An 18378-nucleotide genomic window follows, 5' to 3' on the forward strand; every position below is an offset into this window, starting at 1 on the left:
GGATCAATTTATAGTGCTTTGGACTGGTCATGGCTAATGAGCCAGAGGAGGCTATAACCATTTTATCTTACAACAATTGTTCCTCAATCATCGCTAAAATTAATTTCTGACTTTGCTGGAAAAACATATGTTTACCTGGTAGCTGTTTCATTTGAAAGCGCTCTTTTGTATACTTAGACCACTGGGATAGTTCTGATTCTGTAACCACTGGATCGTCAATTCCACTCAAGCTATAAATGGGACAACTTAGAGGCTCTTTATCTGAAAGTTGATAGCTTTGAATTAGGGCAATATCTGCCTTAAAGACTTTAATTAACTCATTAAATAATGAGGTGTCTTGATAAATTCGTGCTGGAATTTCGGCTACTTTAGTAAAGTAATCTAACTTTTCTTCCTCTGACAGGGCAGCCAGGCGATCGAGGAAAGACCGGTCAGATGGGGGTTTAGCTCCACCTAAAAATAAGTGTGTGGGTTGAACGTTGTATTTTTTATTCAATAAATGGGCCAGTTCAAAAGCAAGAATAGCGCCCATGCTGTGACCGAAGAAGGCAAAAGGCTTATCAAAATAAGGGGGTAAAACATCTCCCAAGACCTGCAAAAGTTGCTCAAAATTAGTAACGGGTTGTTCGTTTATCCTTTGTTGACGACCGGGGAGTTGAATGGGTAATACTTCGATTTGTGAAGGCAGTTCTGCTGACCAATCTTTAAATAGGGAGGCACTCGAACCCCAAGGATGGAAACAGAACAAGCGTACCAAGGCATCGGGTTTAGGTTGATGATAGGCTATCCAATGAGTGTTTAAATCTGGATGTTTATCCGGTTCAGAAGTGGGAGAAAATTGTGCCGAATCTTGAAGAGAAGCCGCGATTAATTCTGCTAATTCTAAAGTGCTGGGGCCGCTCATGATTTTACTGGCAGGTAGAGTCAGGTTTAAGTCTTTTTCAACTTTATTTTTGAGTTCCATGGCACTCAAAGAATCAAATCCTAAATCTAGGATAGACTGATGTAGATTAAATTGATGCTTATGGCTCACCTTCAGAATTTTACGGGCTTGATTTTGCAAGTATTCCAGTAAAACATGGGTGTATTCTTCTAAGGGAGTCTGGTCGAGTTTGTGGAGAATGCTAGACGATGAAGAGATCGGGGTTTCTAATTTAGATGGTAATGAACTTTGTGATGGACTTTGAGTTTCAGGGTTATCCTGGCTTTGTGCCTGGAGAATTTTCAGGAGTTTGGGGAGTAATTTCACTTCTTTGGCTGAAAGTTCGCCGGTTTTTTCGATCTGAGTGACTAAATGATCGATATTCTCAGCATTTAAGGCATTGAAAAGCGGGTTATTTTTTGGCTCATCAATCCAATAGCGTTGACGTTCAAAGGGATAAAGGGGTAAGGCGACTTTCTGGCGAGGATAAGGTTGATCAAATCCGCACCAATCAATTTTAACGCCTTGGCTATAGAGTTCTGCCAAGCTAGAGAGAATTTGTTGCCAGTCATCTACTCCACGACGCAGAGAGGGTAACCAAATCCCCAATTCTGGATCGACACATCGACGACCCATTCCTAACAGGATAGGATGGGGGCCAATTTCAAGAAAAATATCGTATTTTTCTTGGGATAAAATATCCATACCTTGGGCAAATCTGACGGAATTTCTAACATGATCGACCCAATATTGGGGTGTGCAGATTTGTCGATCGATTTCTGATCCGGTGACATTGGAAATAATTGGAATTTGAGGAGGATGGTAGGTGATTTGATGGGCAACGGTTGCAAAATCGGGTAACATGGGTTCCATTAAGGCAGAATGGAAGGCATGGGAGACTTGCAGTTGTTTGGTTTTAATACCTTGATTTTGTAGTTGCTGAACGAGGGTATTGATGGGTTCTAATTTTCCAGAAATGACGACACTTTCTGGGCCGTTAATGGCAGCAATATCAATATCTGGATGGGAATTTAAGAAGGGGTGAATGGTGTCTGCGGATGCCATGACTGCAACCATTGTGCCGCCAGCAGGTAATTGTTGCATGAGTTGACCGCGTGTGGCAATTAATTTGAGTCCATCGCGTAAACTAAAGACTCCAGCGAGGGTAGCAGCTACATATTCTCCGACGCTGTGACCCATGAGAATATCGGGTTGAATTCCCCAGGACTGCCAGAGTTTTGCTAAGGCGTATTCGATGCAGAATAGGGCGGGTTGAGTATATTGGGTTTGGTCGAGTAAGGATGATTCTGTTGAGGTTTCTGGATAGAGGATAGGGAGTAAGGGTTGATTGAATTCCAGGGTTAAAATCTGGTTGCATTCATCAATCGTTTGACGAAAAATAGGCGAGTTTTCATATAGGTGTTTACCCATATTAACGTATTGGGAACCCTGGCCGGTGAAGAGGAAGGCGACTTTGGGTTTGCGAGTGGTTAAGAGCTGTTGGGCGAATAAGTTAGGAACGGATTCTCCGGTTTGATGCTGGCGCAGTTTTTCGGCGAATTCTTGTGGGTTTTGAGCGACGATAGCGAGTCGGTAATTGAAGTGCGATCGCCCCACATTAGCACTATAACAAATATGGGCTATTTCTGAATCGCTTGCGGTTTCGAGATGCTGCTGATAGGAGCGAATGAGAGCTTGTAGAGATGCTTCTGATTTAGCGGATAGGGTGAGCAGATGAAGGGGGCGATTGGGACAGTTTAAATCGGGAGGTTGAACCCTGGGCGCTTCTTCTAAGATGGCGTGGGCGTTTGTGCCACTAAATCCGAGGGAACTGACGGCGACTCGTCGGGGTTTATCTTCTGGATGTTGCCATTCTTTGAGTTCGGTATTGACATAAAAGGGGCTGTTGGTAAAGTCAATATGGGGGTTGGGTTGATTAAAGTGAATTGACGGAACGAGTTGCTGATTTTTTAAGCATAAAACAGCTTTAATAACACTGGCAACTCCAGCGGCCCAAGCCGTATGACCGATGTTGGTTTTAACTGATCCTATGGGGCAAGTTTGTTTGGCGGTTGTGTGGCTAGAAAAGGCTTCTGTGAGGGCTTCAACTTCGATGGGGTCGCCTAATGGAGTGCCGGTTCCATGAGCTTCTACATAGCTAATGGTGGAGGGATCAATGGCAAATTTTTGATAGACTTTTTTCTCTAAATTGAGTTGAGATTGGCCACTGGGGGCGGTGATGCCGTTGGTTTTTCCGTCGTAGTTGATGCCAGAGCCTTTAATGATGCCATAGATGCGATCGCCGTCTCTCCGTGCTTTACTGTACTCTTTTAATACCACAATTCCGCAGCCTTCACCCCAGACAATGCCAGAGGCAGAAGCATCAAACGTGCGGCATCTTCCTTGAGGCGAGAGCATTCTATATTGGCTGGTGACAATATTCTGGGTTGGGGTTAACATCAGGGCTATCCCACCCGCTAGTGCCATTTCACACTCTCCGTTCTGGATACTTTCGCAGGCTTGATGAATGGCAACGAGGGAGGAGGAACAGGCGGTTTCAATGGCCATCACGGGGCCGCGCAAATCCAAAAAATAGGCAATCCGAGCGGGTAAAACGGAAACCGAATTTCCGGTTAATACTTGACGATTGGTATGGGTTCCCGAACGGAGTAAAATTTCGGCATAATCCCCATTTGCTGCTCCTACAAATACGCCGCAAGATTGACCTTTGAGAGCATCTGCTGCATAACCAGCATCCTCAATGGCATGATAGGCTTCTTCTAGGAAAATGCGATGTTGAGGCTCCATATATTGCGCTTCACTAGGCGCAATTTGGAAGAAAAAGGGATCGAATTTATCCACATCGTCGATAAAACCACTCCATTTAGAATAGGAGGTATGGGGATTATTCGGATCGGGATCGTACCAAGATTCATGGGGCCATTTATCGGGGGAAACTTCCTCAATACTATCAACACCGTTTTTGAGGTTTTCCCAGAATTCTTGCCAGTTTTTTGCCCCTGGATATCGGCAAGAGAGGCCAATGATGGCAATATCGGTATTTTGGGATAGATTATCTTGATGGAATGCTTGAGGTAAATCTAAACCCGACAGTAATAAATTTTCTGCATCCTCTAAGGATAAACTGCCTTGTTGGAGTAGTTCTAAAATGTCGGGTTCTGGTGTTTCTAAGAGTAAAGATTCGGCGGCTTCTAAGGAGAGTTCCCCGGATTGGAGTTGGCTTAAAATGTCTTCCTGACTCTGACTTTCTCCTAAGAGTAAAGATTCGGCAGCTTCTAAGGAGAGTTCCCCGGATTGGAGTTGGGCTAAAATGTCTGCTTCGTTCTGACTTTCTCCTAAGAGTAAAGATTCGGCAGCTTCTAAGGAGAGTTCCCCAGATTGGAGCTGGGTTAAAATATCTTTTTCATCCGATGTTTTTTCCTGAACCAAGGATGCTGCGCTAGTTTGATTTCCTTCCCCAAATCGAATATTAATCAGCTCGGCAACTTCCGGTTGATGGAAGGTAATTTCATGCATGGCAACTTCTTGGGCAATGAGTTGGGGTAATTTGCCTCGAAGTTCTGCGGTTAAATGTTCTTTGAGGGTGATTAGGGATAAACGAGGTTTTTCGGCGATCGCCTGGGCCATATTGATGGCATAATTTAATACTTTTTTTCGGGGCAAGACGGGGAAGGGAATCCCGCGCTCTGCCAACTGCTTACCCCGATAATTTTCAGCCGTATACATCAGTTCTGCACCCAAACCCCCGCCCAATTTGTGGGGGACAATCAAGGTACATCCCATGCCAGGGGTAAACCCATATTTCATGAAATTGGTTGTATAAATACTTTCTTCACTTAACACCACCAAATCCGCATATAGTCCCAACACAAAACCGCCGCCAATACCATGACCTTGCATAGCCGAAATAACGGGCAATTTGCAATCAAGAGCGATTCTAAAAAAATCTAAATCATCAAACTTGATTTCGCGCCGATGAATGCGAATCAGTTCTTCTTTTGTTCCTCCCGAACAGAAATAATTATCATAACCGGTTAAGATCACTACTTTGTAGGTTTCATTTTGGGCAACTGCACCAAAACACTCATACAATCCATCAATCAAGCCCTGGGAAAAGGTGTTGCGGTATTCCTGATCGCTCATGGTTATCTGAACAACACCATTGCCCAATTCTGAGAGTTGAACGACTCCTGAATTTAGGTTTGCCATGGAAATACCCCCTCTTGAACATAGCGTCTAATCGTTTCTTGAATCTGGCGATCGCCCACTAATCCAGCAATCGTATTTACAGCTAGATTTTGCGTTTCATCATCCATCATCCACAGCTTCTGAGTATACTGCTTTAACCGTTGAATTCCCTCAGTGGGTAAATATTTTAAGCGGCGGAAATATTGACGTAAATTCTTTTCAGCATCGGGGCTATATTCGTCCACCAATCCCCATTGATAAGCTTCTGAGCTAGAAATTTCTTGGGTCGTTAATGCCAAGCGATAGGCTTTATGAAACCCGATTCTGCGAATTAGAAAGGGCAACACACAAGCGGGTAATAAACCAAATAATAATTCAGATAACACAAACGTAGCAGTTTCATCGGCAATCACCAGATCGCTGGCTGCCACAAAACCCACTCCACCCGCTTGCACTTTTCCTCGCACTAATGAGATCACAACCTTACTATTTTCGGTCATGTAGCGGCAAATATTATAGTAGTTTTCGGAACTTTCCTTGGGATCGTCCACTTGATTTTGGGCAATTTCTTGGAAATCCATACCAGTACAGAAAACATCCGGCAAGCCTTCCAAAACAATGATTTTAATCGACTCTTCTTTTTCAGTAGCTTGTAGGGCTGATAATAGGTCTTCTGTTAGTTGACTATTAATGGTATTTTGAGCTTCTGGGCGGTAAAGCTGAATGCGCTTCACCGCCGGTTGATACTGGATTTTTAGGGTTTGGTAGTCCATGATTATACCCACTCATATTCCCGGTGAAACTCCTTAATCTGTTTGAGGACTAAGCGACCTGTGCCCTCAAATTTTTGCCAAATTTCTGGAAATAATTGATAATCCAACTGTACATTCCGAGTTCCGAAAGCCACTAAACGACTATCACGCAATAATTGCTCGTATTGGTCAATATTTAAAGCATAGCGGTTAGATAAATGAGCCGCCATACCTCGTTTAGATTGCAGTTTTTGAGCTTCAGGAGTTACTACACCACTATAGAACTCGGAACAACATCCGGAACCATAGGAAAATAACCCAATGCGCTTGGGATTATGAAATTCTCCATTATCAATGGTACTCGCTAGGGATAACAAAACGGTAGCCGCGAGAATATTTCCCACCTGTTGACAATAGATTAATCCCGGCATTACGCGCCGTTGAAAATCAGCTTCAATATCGACGGGTTTGGCTCTTTTAAACTTCCGCATCATGCTTCGATGCGCTCCTTTGACCATTCCTCCAAAAGGAGCATGAAAACTGAGATAGCCAAAGCTGTTTTGATAATCCACATCTTCGACTCGTTCTTGATATTGAAGATAGGCATTTTCACAGCAATCTAAAAAGGAAAGGAGGGATAAATCTGCATCTCCGGCTTCTGAATCTGGGGTGGGCCTACAGGTGTCCATGACTTCATAACCATAGTACCCATTACAACCTACATCGACTTGGAAAACTTTGGGGTTATCGCTGACTAAAATAGCCACTGCGCCAGAGCCATTACTCGGTTCGGCAAAGGAGGCATCTTCGGTTAGCCCCTCTCCTCCTTCTTCGATAATAAATCGGGAGAGGTCTGTGGCGATAACTAAGGCTTTTGCACCGGGAGAAGTTTGGGCTAAAATAAAGTTTAGGGCCATCTGAAATCCAGCCGTACTGGAATAACAGGCTTGCTTAAGTTCAAACATGCGGCAATTACGTTTGAGTCCTAAATAATCATGAATGTAGGTACTCATAGATTTACCGAAATCAATCCCGGATTCGCTGCAAGTAATGACTAATTCGATCCGTTTTTTTTCGTCATCTGTTAATTCATCAATAATGGGTTTGGCGGCATTGACGGCAAAGGAAACCGGGTCTTCATAGGGCATTGCCATACTCTTTTCTTTCATGAGTAAATTCTCAAACCGAGTGGGGTCTAATTCCCTAGCTTTAGCTAAAATCGCTACATCTAACTTAGCGGCTCCTCCATAGATATTTAGAGCTTCAATACCAACTGATTTCATGGGTTTTCCTAGCACTTTTGCCATGATTATACTATATCGTTTGTATTTAGTTAAGATAATATTAGTCAGTTGACGATCGCCCGAATTTGTATTCTTGAATGTTCATAATCTCCTATTTCACCTCCTGGTTGCCAAAAACGATCGCCGCATTCATGCCACCAAAAGCAAAACTGTTACTGATCGCATACTCAATTTCCGCAGGTATAGAAGCCTCAGTCACCCAATTCAAATCCGGGTCAATGGGACGAATCAGATTGTGGGTTCCATGACAGCACTGTGCTTTCAGTTGCAGCAAAGTAGCGATCGCCTCCACAACACCCGCACCGGTTAAACAATGGCCGGTTAAGGACTTCGTAGAGTTAATCCAACTGTGGGACAACCCCACCGCTTTTAGGGCTGCTGCTTCGGTGCGATCGCCCAGGGGAGAACTGGTTCCATGGGTATTTACATAATTAATTTGTTTCGATTGTAACCCTGCCATGGTTAGTGCAGCCTGCATGGCCCGCTCTTCTCCCGCTTGGGAGGGATCGGGAGCGCGATTCCCATCTAAGGCTAATCCCCAGCCTAGGAGGGTTCCCTGGATATCCACCTCCCTCAGATCCGCTCGCTCTAGAACCAACACGCCGCAACCTTCCCCATAAATAAAGCCATCATGATCGCGGTCAAAAGGGCGACAGGCTAACTCTGGTCGATCCTTAAACTTATCGCTGCCCATAGCCCCCAAATTCTTCAACCCCTGACATTCCCAAGCGGAAAAATCAAACAGCGCTCCCAGGGCAATACTGACATCTGCTTCCCCCGTGAGAATCTGACGGGCGGCATGGATGATGGCTAAGGCTCCACTGGCTGAAGCGCACCCAACCGTATAGCCTTCCCCCCGGATGGGAAAACATTGGGACAAAATGCCCACCATATCCGTATCCCACACCGTTAAGCCATAAGTGGGGCGGATAAACTGAGGTTTAGATTGATACTTTTGCCACAGTTCCTGGTGTGATCGCTGCTGAAAATTGGAGCCACCCACCACCAAGCCGATCCGTTCCGGGTTAATGGTTCCAGAGGCGATCGCCGCATCCAATTGGGCATCCTGCCAAGCTTGAGAGAGCGCCAGCGTTGCCATTTGGGAACTCCAACTCGCCGTTCGCAACAGTCCCCGATGCTCCGGAAGCGCCGACTGAATATCGAGATCGGGTAATTCCGCCCCCAAAAACGGCTCCTTTCCTTCCCTTCCAGGGCGTTTCAGATAGCCAAATGCCGTTTTCTGTGCCCATAAGGACTCGGCAAAATCAGGAACCGTTTGGGCGATCGCCGTTAAAATCCCCATTCCAGTAATATTAATTCGAGTCGGCAACTGCACCATTAGATCAATTAAAAATTAAAAATTTTAACGAAACCACCCTGGGAGATTGGGGGGATCAAAACCCTACAACTTCGCCACAAACAAATCAGCCAACTCGCCAATATTATTCGCACCAGCTAACTCCACACGCGGAATATTCAGATCCAAATCCTCCATCACCATCATCAAAATTTCCGCCCGATTCACCGAATCCACCCCTAAACTTTTCAAGCTATCCGTTGGCTCTAGGGGGGCATCTTCCAATTCCGGAGCCACTTCGCGAGTATACTTTCTAATCAGACTTAAAATTTTATCCTTATCCATAAAAATCTCCTAAAGTTTAGCCTCTTGCTTTAAAGTTTGAATCATTTGATTCGCCACAGTAACAGACAACTCTTTCCGAGCCACCTGATTTAAAATTGCCCGTAATTTTTGCCTTGCTTCCTCTGGGGAAGGTTTAGCCGCTACCGGAGCATTTGCCGTGGCTATGGGCTTGACCTCTACTCGCGGTTGAGAAGGAGTCGGGGCAGATTTGCTCGGCATCTGAGAAACCCTTGTCGCACCAGCCGAACCCAAGCGAGACATTTCTCCCGCAATATAAGTAGAAAAATCGAGCAAGGTAGGATAATCATACAACTTTGTCGCCTTGATATCCAAATTGTAAGTTTTATTAATCGTATTAATCCATTCCACACCCACAATTGAGTCTAAACCCAAATCAATAAACTTCTGATCTTCGCCAATTTCATCCAATTCTAGATAAAGCGCCTCCGCCAACTGTTTTTTCAACGTTTGTGTGACTTCCGAACGATTCACTTGTACCGTAGGTGCGGCAACCGGAACCTCTATCTTGGTTTGCGGTGCGGGAGCAGCCGCCGGAGTTTGTGTTGCCGCAATTCCAGCATTCCCTAATTCCTGGCCAATATAGGCGCTAAAGTCCCGCAAATTGGGATAATCATACAGCTTAGTTGCCTTAATATTTAAGCCATAGGTTTTATTAATCGTATTAATCCATTCCACACCCACAATCGAATCTAAACCCAAATCAATAAAGGTTTGATCCTCTTCAATTTCTTCAGGTTCTAAATAGAGTGCTTCGGCTAATTGATGTTTCAGTTTCTCTTTTAATTCAGTCATATTGATAGAAGGTTGGGGAACAGTAAGAACAGCAGGAGTTACCGGTTTAACCGTTTCCTCAGAAACCAGTTTCGGCTCTAGATCTTGTGAGCTTATCGGTAACAGAGATAATTTAACTTTGCGAGAAACCGGCGCTTCTTCGGGATAATTTCCTTGCCATGAAGCCACCGTTTCCGGAGCAAGCAACCGCAGTTTTCCATTCTCAGACTTAGCCGCTAAAACAGTTTCTGGTTCGGGTTTAGGTTCGGGTGTAGTTTTCGGTTCAGCCGCAGGCTCAGAAACCACTCTATCTTTAAACTCTTGCAAATCCGTAATCCAATAGCGCCGCTTTGTCCAAGCATAGGTCGGCAGGGTCACTTTTTGATAGGCATAACCTTGGTCAAAAGTGAGCCAATCTACCTTAAATCCATCTACATACAATTGCGCTAAACTTTGCAGTAATTGTGCCCAATCCGGCTTACCGGGACGCAAACTAGGCAGCCAGGTTTTTTTCGATCCCATTAAACATTCCCGACCCATGCCCAATAAAATCGGTTTAGGGCCAATTTCTAAGAAAATTTCCACCTCCTGTTCAGCTAACACTTTCATACTGGGATAAAATTGCACCGGTTGGCGAATATGATCCACCCAATATTGAGCAGTGCTAATGGTTTTATCGGCTAATTTTCCCGTCAAATTAGAAACCATAGGAATTCGCGGAATCTGGTAATGGATGCTCTTTGCCACTGCCTCAAATTTCGCTAACATCGGTTCCATTAAGGCAGAGTGAAAAGCATGGGAAACTTGCAGGGCTTTGGTTTTAATTCCTTCCGCTTCTAGTTGAGAAATAATGGATTCTAACGCTTCTTGTGTTCCCGAAATCACCGTACTTTCCGGGCCATTCAGAGCGGCAATACTAACTTTTTCCCCAAACGACTCCACTAAGGGGCGGACTTTCTCCTCCGAAGCCATCACCGACACCATACCACCCCCAGCCGGGAGTTGCTGCATCAGTCGTCCTCGCGCTGCAATCAGTTTGAGTCCTTCTTCCAAACTCCAGACTCCGGCAAGGGTAGCGGCTACATATTCTCCCACACTATGACCCATGACCACATCGGGTTCAATGCCCCAAGATTGCCAGAGTTTCGCTAAGGCATATTCGAGGGCGAATAATACCGGTTGTGTATAAGCAGTTTGATTGATTTCTTCGCTGCTTTCGCTGTCTGGATAGAGAATAGAAAGTAGGGGTTTTTCTAATTCAGAATTCAACCGTTGATTGCATGCTTGTATCGCCTGCTGAAAAACAGGAGAAGTTTCATACAATTCTCGCCCCATATTGATGTATTGGGAACCTTGACCGGTGAATAAAAAGGCAATTTTGGGCCCCCGTGTACTGTTGCCCAATTTGCCTCGATAAACTCCAGGAACGTCATCGTCGCCTGATTGCAATTTTTGCAGTTTTTTCACACAGTCTTGTTCACTTTTCACCACCAAGGCCAAGCGATGGTTAAATTCAGCGCGTCCGGTGTTGGCCGTATGGCAAACATCACCTAATTTAAACTCGCGATGAGCTAAATCCTGGTGATAGCGACTGATGAGTGCGTTTAGGGATTGTTCGCTTCTGGCAGATAGGGTTAAGACTTGATCGGGGCGCTTAAAAGGTGCTTCTTCTTTTATCTCTAATTGGGGTGCTTCCGAGAGAATCAAATGGGCATTGGTTCCACTCATGCCAAAGCCGCTAATTGCAGCAATTCTTTCCTGTTCTCCCCTTGGCCAAGGAACGGATTTTGCTAATACTTTGATCGGCGTTTTATGCCACTCAATCCGGGGATTGGGTTGCTTAAAATGGAGGTTGGCGGGGATTTCTTCATGGTTTAGGGAGAGGATAATTTTAATCAGTCCGGCCACGCCAGCCGCCGCTTCTAAGTGACCGATATTACTTTTAACCGCTCCCAACATCAAGGGATTGTCTTTGTCGCGATTTTGACAGTAGACTTCATCAAGGGCTTTGACCTCCAAGGGGTCACCGAGGGAGGTTCCTGTGCCGTGACATTCCACATAACTGACCTGTGCAGGGTCAAGTTTGGCACTTTTCAGGGCCTGGCGAATCACTTTTTTCTGGGCCTGTTGGTTGGGAACGGTGAGGCCGCTACTGGGGCCATCGTGGTTAATGGCGGAACCGCGAACTAGGGCTAAAATGCGATCGCCATCTCGAACTGCATCCCTCACTCGTTTTAATACCAACATCCCGCAGCCTTCTCCGCGAGCATACCCATCCGCACTCGCGTCAAAGGTCTTGCAGCGACTATCAGGAGCCAAAGCCCTACCCTTACAAAATCCATGGGTTACTGAGGGATGCAGCATCAAATTCACCCCTCCCGCCAGGGCCAGATCGCATTCACCTAGGCGTAAACTTTGAGCCGCTAAATGTACCGTAACCAAGGAAGACGAGCAAGTGGTATCCAGGCAAAAGGTCGGCCCTTGCAGTCCCAATACATAGGCAATGCGACCGGCAGTAATATTCATTGCTGTACCCGTACCGAGATAAAAATCCGGTAGCTGATTCACGGAGATATCACTGCCGACCCTGGCGTAGTCATTAAAACATTGACCCACATACACCCCGGTCTCCGTATTTTTCAGACTTTTGGGGGCAATTCCCGCATGTTCCAAGGCTTCCCAGCTCACTTCCAACAACAGGCGCTGGGAAGGGTCCATTTTTGCCGCTTCTAATCCCGAAATCCCGAAAAAAGCAGGTTCAAATTGATCCACCTTTTGCTCTAGGAAATACCCTTGACGCACATACATTTTCCCCGGTACTTCCGGGTCTTCGTCATAATAGCGGTCAATATCCCACCGGTCTTTGGGAATGTCGCACCGGGCATCTTTGGAGGTTTTGAGCATATCCCAGTAGGTTTCTGGACTCTCTCCCCCACCGGGAAATCGGCATCCCATACCGATAATGGCGATCGCCTCGCTTTTGGATTCTTCAATTTGATTCAGTTTGGCGATCGCCTGGCGAACCGCTACGAGTAGACGTTGTTCCTTAGAAAGTTGACTATCCATAAATTTTTAATTTTTTTGGCTGTCGCCGACCTGAAATTTTTTAATTGATCAGTTGGTAAAGTTCAGTGAGTGCTTGCTCGATGGACTGGTCGAGAGCTGCGCCTGATAATTGGCTAATTTCTAGCATTAACTGCTCCATATCCATCTCAGAAACCGCTTCTTCTGATTGGGTTTCCACCACTTCAAGTTTGGGAATTACCCCATCCACATAACCAGTCAGTTCCCGAATATTGGGATACTCAAATGTGGCCGTTGAAGACAGGGAAATGCCTAAATCATTTTGGATTTTTTGCGCTAAATCAATAGTCATCAGGGAATCGAGACCGAGGTTAAAGAAGCCTTCTTCGGGGTCGGGCAAGTCTTTCGGCCGCCTCAAAACCTTGGCCACCGTAGTGGTGAGATACTCCAGAATCATCAGATGGCGGCGATCGCCCGATGCGGCTTTTACTTGCTCTAAAAATTCCCGTAACCTGGGGCCGGAGGACGCGCCCAGATTTTCTAGATCGAATTGACCGGCAATTTCACCCAGTAGGGGAGGGAGTTGATTAATCCCCAATTGGGTCAGGAATTGGGGCCAGTTGACTGGAAAGACAGCCATCTGGGTTGTTTTTGCCCCCAATAATTCCTCAAACGCTTGTAGACCTTGCTCCGAGGGAATCATCTGAATCCCTTGATCCACCAAGCGATTTTGCTGCTGGGCCCCCATGCGAGCCGCCAGACCAATATTCGCCCAAGGGCCCCAGTTAATGCTCAGTCCTGGTAAGCCTTGACACCAACGATAAGCGGCGATCGCATCTAGAAAGCCATTAGCGGCCGCATAATTCCCTTGACCCGGCGAACCCAACACGGAGGTAATCGAGGAAAAACAGACAAAGAAATCTAACGGTAGATCTTTAGTCAATTGATGTAAATACCAAGCTCCCGCCACCTTGGGAGCCAGCACTTGGGTAAAGCGCTCCCAACTCATTTGTTGCAAGACCCCATCATCTAATAATCCGGCCCCATGAATCACACCCTTAAGCGGGGGCAACTTCTCGATTTGCTTAAATAAATTGGCCACATCAGATTCTTGGCCCATATCTGCTAAGATTACCGAGACGCTGACCCCACTTTCTTCTAAACTCCGAATCGTTTCTTGGGCTAGGGTAGAAGGGTTTGAGCGCCCCGTTAATATCAGGTGACCCGCTCCTTTACTGGCTAACCATTGGGCCAATTCTAGACCGAGCGCTCCTAATCCTCCGGTAATCAGAACCGAGCCTTCCGTAGGAGAGGGTTTCAAACCCACCCCTACAGAGGCCACCCCTACACCAGACTGTCCCCTCACCATCCGCATCACCTGACGTTCTCCCTGGCGATAGGCGACCTGATTTTCGGCATCTGTAGATAACAGTTCTGCCATTAAATCGGTTTCTGGATTCTGGGCGCTGGGGTCTAAATCAACACAGCGACAATTCAGTTCTGGATGTTCCATGGGAATCACCTTACCCAAACCCCACAGCAGGGAAGAGAAGGGAGCCACGAGGGATTCGTCTCCCACCTGCTGCGCTCCTTGGGTAACCAACCAGAGGGGGGGTAAGTCCTTGATCGATGGGTAACTTTGCAACAGATGCAGGATACTGCCACAGGTTAATTCTTGCATTTGGGCGATCGCCGTTTCCCCAGTTTCCGCTAAACTCCACAGGTGCAGAATTCCCTGTAGGTTGTCTTCTCTAGCACGCACCCTATCCAACCCTTGGCGAAAATCTTCTGCTGCTGTCGGCCGCAGTTGATAATGGCGATCGTCCACTTGCTGATAACTGTCTCCGGGATAGGCGAGAATTGCCCCATATCCCTTTTCGCTTAAGGCTTTCGAGAGGCGATCGCCCCAACTCTCATCGGGCACTAATACCAAATAGGTTCCCGTTTTCTCCTCTTTCTCAACAGATGCCATAGATACGGGTTGCCATTGCACCTGATAGTACCACTCATCCAAATCCAAGCCAAAGCTCTTGAGGAGCAACTTACGGCTCAGTTCCCGGAAATCAATACCGATATACTCCGCCACCACTTCACCGGTTGAGGTGAGTAAAACCGTGTTACCGCGCAGTTGTCCCGGACTCAGGAACTCATCAATTTTGGTGTAATACCATAATTCTTGATTTTTGTCAATAGTCTGCAAAAAGCGGAAACTCTCCGCACTGGTAAACGCATAGGCAGCCGGTTGTGTGGATTCCGAGCCATTCTCAGACTCTTTAGAAACGGAAAGCAGCGCCACCGGTACAATCCCCCCATCAATCATACCTGGATGGGGCCAATACTCATCCATCTCAGGATGACTCGATGGAGATTTGAGTTTAATTAACCCTTCTCCATCCCCAATATAGGCTTCTTGAGTCCATTGGAACGTGGTTCCTAATGTAAACTGTCCATCTAAGGGATCGAGGACAGCAGAGTAATATTCGCCACTCGACAAGTGGCGCGGGCATCGGGATTTAATCTCCTCTAGATCCAGGGGTTCCCGCTTCAATTCCGTCGGTTTAGGGGGTCTCACCTTCGCCTTAGTATGCACAATCCAATCAGCAGAGGGGTCACTTTCACGACCCGCCAAGCAACTGATCAATTGATACTCATATTTCTCACTACCGGTCGCTTGTAACAGAACTTGAACCGATCGCCCCTCATCTCCCCCCAAAATCTGCATAAACTCAATGTCATCTAAAACACAGGCTTCACTCTTGAGAGTATCTTGACCTGCTAATAAGCCCATGACAATATGAGAGGCTCCAGCCACCACCACTTTGCCATAGTAGCGGTGATCTTTGACATAGGAGGGAAATTCCGGACTAAAGTAGGTTTGAAAACGCACCTGATCGGTCAAGGGTAAGGGGAATTTCTGACCTAAGAGAGTGGGGGAATGGGGGGACGGGGAAGATGACAGATTAGGTGAACCTGCTCCTACCTTTTGGCTGGCGAAGGGTTCGATCCAATACCGTTCCCGTTGGAAGGGATAGGTAGGCAACACGAGTTTTTGCCGATTATATTCGGCATCAAATTCTACCCAATCAACCCTTGCACCTTGCCCATAGAGTTCGCCCAAACTCAATAGCATCTGCTCCCAGTCCTCGACTCCCGATTCATGTCGCGAAGCGAAACGCAAAGAGGGCAACCAAGTCCCCGCATTTGGGGGTAAACATTTACGCCCCATGCCCAGGAGAATCGGTTGGGGGCCAACTTCTAGGAATAATTCATAGCCTTGTCGGTGCAACGTTTGCATACTTTGGGCAAACCGCACCGGTTGACGCACATGATCGACCCAATATTGAGGGGTAGCCAAGGTTGCATCGGCTAGGGTTCCGGTGACATTGGAGATTAAGGTAAGTTGCGGTTGCTCGTAGGTGAGTTCCTGGGCCACTGCCTCAAACTCCGCTAACATGGGTTCCATCAGGGGAGAGTGGAAGGCGTGGGAGACTTGCAGCGCTTTGGTTTTGATGCCTTCAGCTTCTAGTTGGGATGTAATTTGGGCTAATACGCCGTTGTCTCCAGAAATTACCGTACTTTCGGGGCCATTGATAGCGGCGATCGCCACTTTTTCCCCATATTCCTTTAACAGAGGTTCCATCTTAGCGGTTGAAGCCATGACCGAAACCATCCCGCCACCCGCAGGCAATTGTTGCATCAACTGACCCCGCGCTTGAATCAGTTTTAACCCATCTTCCAGGCTAAACACCCCTGCCATGACTGCCGCCACATATTCGCCGACGCTGTGACCCATGACAGCATCAGGTTCTATGCCCCAAGATTGCCAGACTTTAGCAAGGGCATATTCCACAGCAAACAGGGCGGGTTGGGTATAACCGGTTTCATCCAGGGGTGACTTCTTCGGCTTTCTCCCCCGTTTCTTTTGATTCAGCTCAGGATAGAGAACTTCGAGTAAGGAGGGTTTCAGGTCAAGCAATTCGTCGCACTCATCAATAGCATCCCGAAATACGGGGGAAGATTTATAGAGTTCCAACCCCATATTTTCCGCTTGCGACCCTTGCCCAGTGAATAAAAAGACGATTTTGGGTTGGGTAGGGGCGGGTTTGCCCCCCCCTACAGTATCATCGAGGGATAATTTCTCGGCTAACTCTTCAATGCTGGTTGCCGTTACAGCCAAACGATAGGGAAAATGGGCCCGTCCCGTATTGGCGCTATAGCAAACATCTGCCAGATCCACATCCGGGTTCTGTTGCAGATAATGCCGATAATTCCTGGCCGCATCAGCTAAGGCTTGTGGAGTCTTTGCAGACAGAGCCAAAATATGATGAGGTCTGTCCTCTTCATTCTCTTCTTTCTGCACAGGTGGCGGTTCTTGCAACACTAGATGGGCGTTGGTTCCCCCTACCCCAAAAGAACTCACCCCAGCGCGACGGGGGAGCTGTTCGGTTTCCCAGGGAGACAGTTGGGTATGGACATAAAAGGGACTATTGGCAAAGTCGATTTGGGGATTGGGGCGATCGAAGTTTAAACTGGGGACTAGGGTCTGATGCTTGAGACACAACGCCGTTTTAATCAGCGACACCACACCAGCGGCCGTGTTTAAGTGGCCCACATTGGTCTTTACCGAACCAATGGCACAAAATTGCTTTTCATCCGTTTGGGCAGAGAAAACGCGGGTTAGGCTCTCTACTTCAATGGGGTCGCCGAGCTTGGTTCCCGTACCATGGCTTTCTAGATAGGATATCGTCCTGGGATCGATTCCGGCGATCGCCTGCGCCTCAGCAATAACCGCCGCTTGTCCTTCCACACTGGGTGCAGTATAGCCCAGTTTTAAGGAACCATCATTATTAATTGCTGATCCTTTAATTACTGCATAGATCGGATCGCCATCATCAATGGCATCCTGTAACCCCTTCAGTAAAACCACTCCAACGCCATTTGCAAAAACCGTCCCCTGGGCTTTCTCGTCAAAAGCACGACAATGACCATCGGGAGATAACACCATCCCCTCCTGATACAAATAGCCCACCTCTTGAGGCACTTGGATCGACACCCCACCCGCTAACGCCATGTCACATTCCCCATTGAGAATACTTTGACAGGCTAGATGAACCGCGACGAGAGAGGTGGAGCAAGCAGTTTGCACATTAATCGCCGGGCCCGTTAAATTCAGTTTATAGGCGACTCTAGTGGCCAAATAGTCCTTATCATTGGCCACCATCTGCTCAAAGGAGCGACTACTGAGGACAATAAAATCCTTCTCTCCCAGGTGAGACATCAGGTAAGTCGGCAGTCCACTCCCCCCATAAACCCCAATGGAGCCATCATAGGCTTCTGGATTATAGCCTGCACTTTCGATCGCCTCCCAAGAACACTCCAGAAACAGTCTCTGCTGCGGATCGAGTTCTTCGGCTTCCCTGGGAGAGTAGTTAAAAAACTGAGCATCAAAGCGATCGATATCCTGAATTGATCCACTCGCTTTCACGTAGTTCGGATTACTGAGCAGATCTTTTTCAATCCCTGATCTTAATAGTTGGGATTCCGATAAAAACGAAATCCCTTCACTTCCGTTTTTTAAGTTTTGCCAAAACTCATCGATGGTTTTGGCCCCCGGAAACCGTCCCGACATGCCAATAATGGCAATATCATTATCATCGATTAGATAGTCTTCAGTTGGATTGAGATTAGTAGTCATTTTAGGTTTTCTTTATATTTTTTCTATTGGTAATTGGT

General features: G+C 46.7%; 7 protein-coding genes. All 7 read right to left on the reverse strand.

Annotated elements, in window-relative coordinates:
- Positions 1-67: 67 nt before the first annotated feature.
- The 7 genes from AC3FZD_RS06760 to AC3FZD_RS06790 all read right to left on the reverse strand — a co-directional run bounded on the left by AC3FZD_RS06760 (position 68) and on the right by AC3FZD_RS06790 (position 18340).
- The gene (locus AC3FZD_RS06760; protein WP_488739391.1) at positions 68-5152 is read right to left on the reverse strand and encodes a polyketide synthase; all 5085 of its coding nucleotides are present in this window, start codon (positions 5150-5152) and stop codon (positions 68-70) included.
- Positions 5140-5904: an enoyl-CoA hydratase/isomerase gene (locus AC3FZD_RS06765; RefSeq protein WP_488739392.1), complete on the reverse strand. Its 765-nt coding sequence runs from the start codon at positions 5902-5904 to the stop codon at positions 5140-5142. Before AC3FZD_RS06765 ends, AC3FZD_RS06760 begins: the two co-directional genes overlap by 13 nt.
- Before the next feature lie 2 nt (positions 5905-5906).
- Positions 5907-7166, reverse strand: coding sequence for a hydroxymethylglutaryl-CoA synthase family protein (locus tag AC3FZD_RS06770; protein WP_488739393.1), 1260 nt, complete (start codon positions 7164-7166; stop codon positions 5907-5909).
- 112 nt (positions 7167-7278) lie between these two features.
- Entirely contained in the window at positions 7279-8526 is a 1248-nt protein-coding gene (locus AC3FZD_RS06775; protein ID WP_488739394.1) for a beta-ketoacyl synthase N-terminal-like domain-containing protein, read from the reverse strand.
- A 63-nt stretch (positions 8527-8589) separates the two neighbouring features.
- Positions 8590-8829: an acyl carrier protein gene (locus tag AC3FZD_RS06780; RefSeq protein ID WP_488739395.1), complete on the reverse strand. Its 240-nt coding sequence runs from the start codon at positions 8827-8829 to the stop codon at positions 8590-8592.
- Positions 8830-8838: 9 nt separating this feature from the next.
- Positions 8839-12687, reverse strand: coding sequence for a type I polyketide synthase (locus AC3FZD_RS06785; protein ID WP_488739396.1), 3849 nt, complete (start codon positions 12685-12687; stop codon positions 8839-8841).
- Between the two features lie 40 nt (positions 12688-12727).
- Complete coding sequence (locus AC3FZD_RS06790; protein ID WP_488739397.1) at positions 12728-18340, reverse strand: type I polyketide synthase; 5613 nt, start codon at positions 18338-18340, stop codon at positions 12728-12730.
- Between the last annotated feature and the right edge of the window lie 38 nt (positions 18341-18378).

It is taken from the genome of Roseofilum sp. KMC-1 (genome assembly GCF_057802075.1).

Excerpts from the sequence above, each read along its gene's own strand:
- AC3FZD_RS06760 (WP_488739391.1), bottom strand. The coding sequence starts at position 5,152 with ATGGCAAACCTAAATTCAGGAGTCGTTCAACTCTCAGAATTGGGCAAT.
- AC3FZD_RS06765 (WP_488739392.1), bottom strand. The coding sequence starts at position 5,904 with ATGGACTACCAAACCCTAAAAATCCAGTATCAACCGGCGGTGAAGCGC.
- AC3FZD_RS06770 (WP_488739393.1), bottom strand. The coding sequence starts at position 7,166 with ATGAAATCAGTTGGTATTGAAGCTCTAAATATCTATGGAGGAGCCGCT.
- AC3FZD_RS06775 (WP_488739394.1), bottom strand. The coding sequence starts at position 8,526 with ATGGTGCAGTTGCCGACTCGAATTAATATTACTGGAATGGGGATTTTA.
- AC3FZD_RS06780 (WP_488739395.1), bottom strand. The coding sequence starts at position 8,829 with ATGGATAAGGATAAAATTTTAAGTCTGATTAGAAAGTATACTCGCGAA.
- AC3FZD_RS06785 (WP_488739396.1), bottom strand. The coding sequence starts at position 12,687 with ATGGATAGTCAACTTTCTAAGGAACAACGTCTACTCGTAGCGGTTCGC.
- AC3FZD_RS06790 (WP_488739397.1), bottom strand. The coding sequence starts at position 18,340 with ATGACTACTAATCTCAATCCAACTGAAGACTATCTAATCGATGATAAT.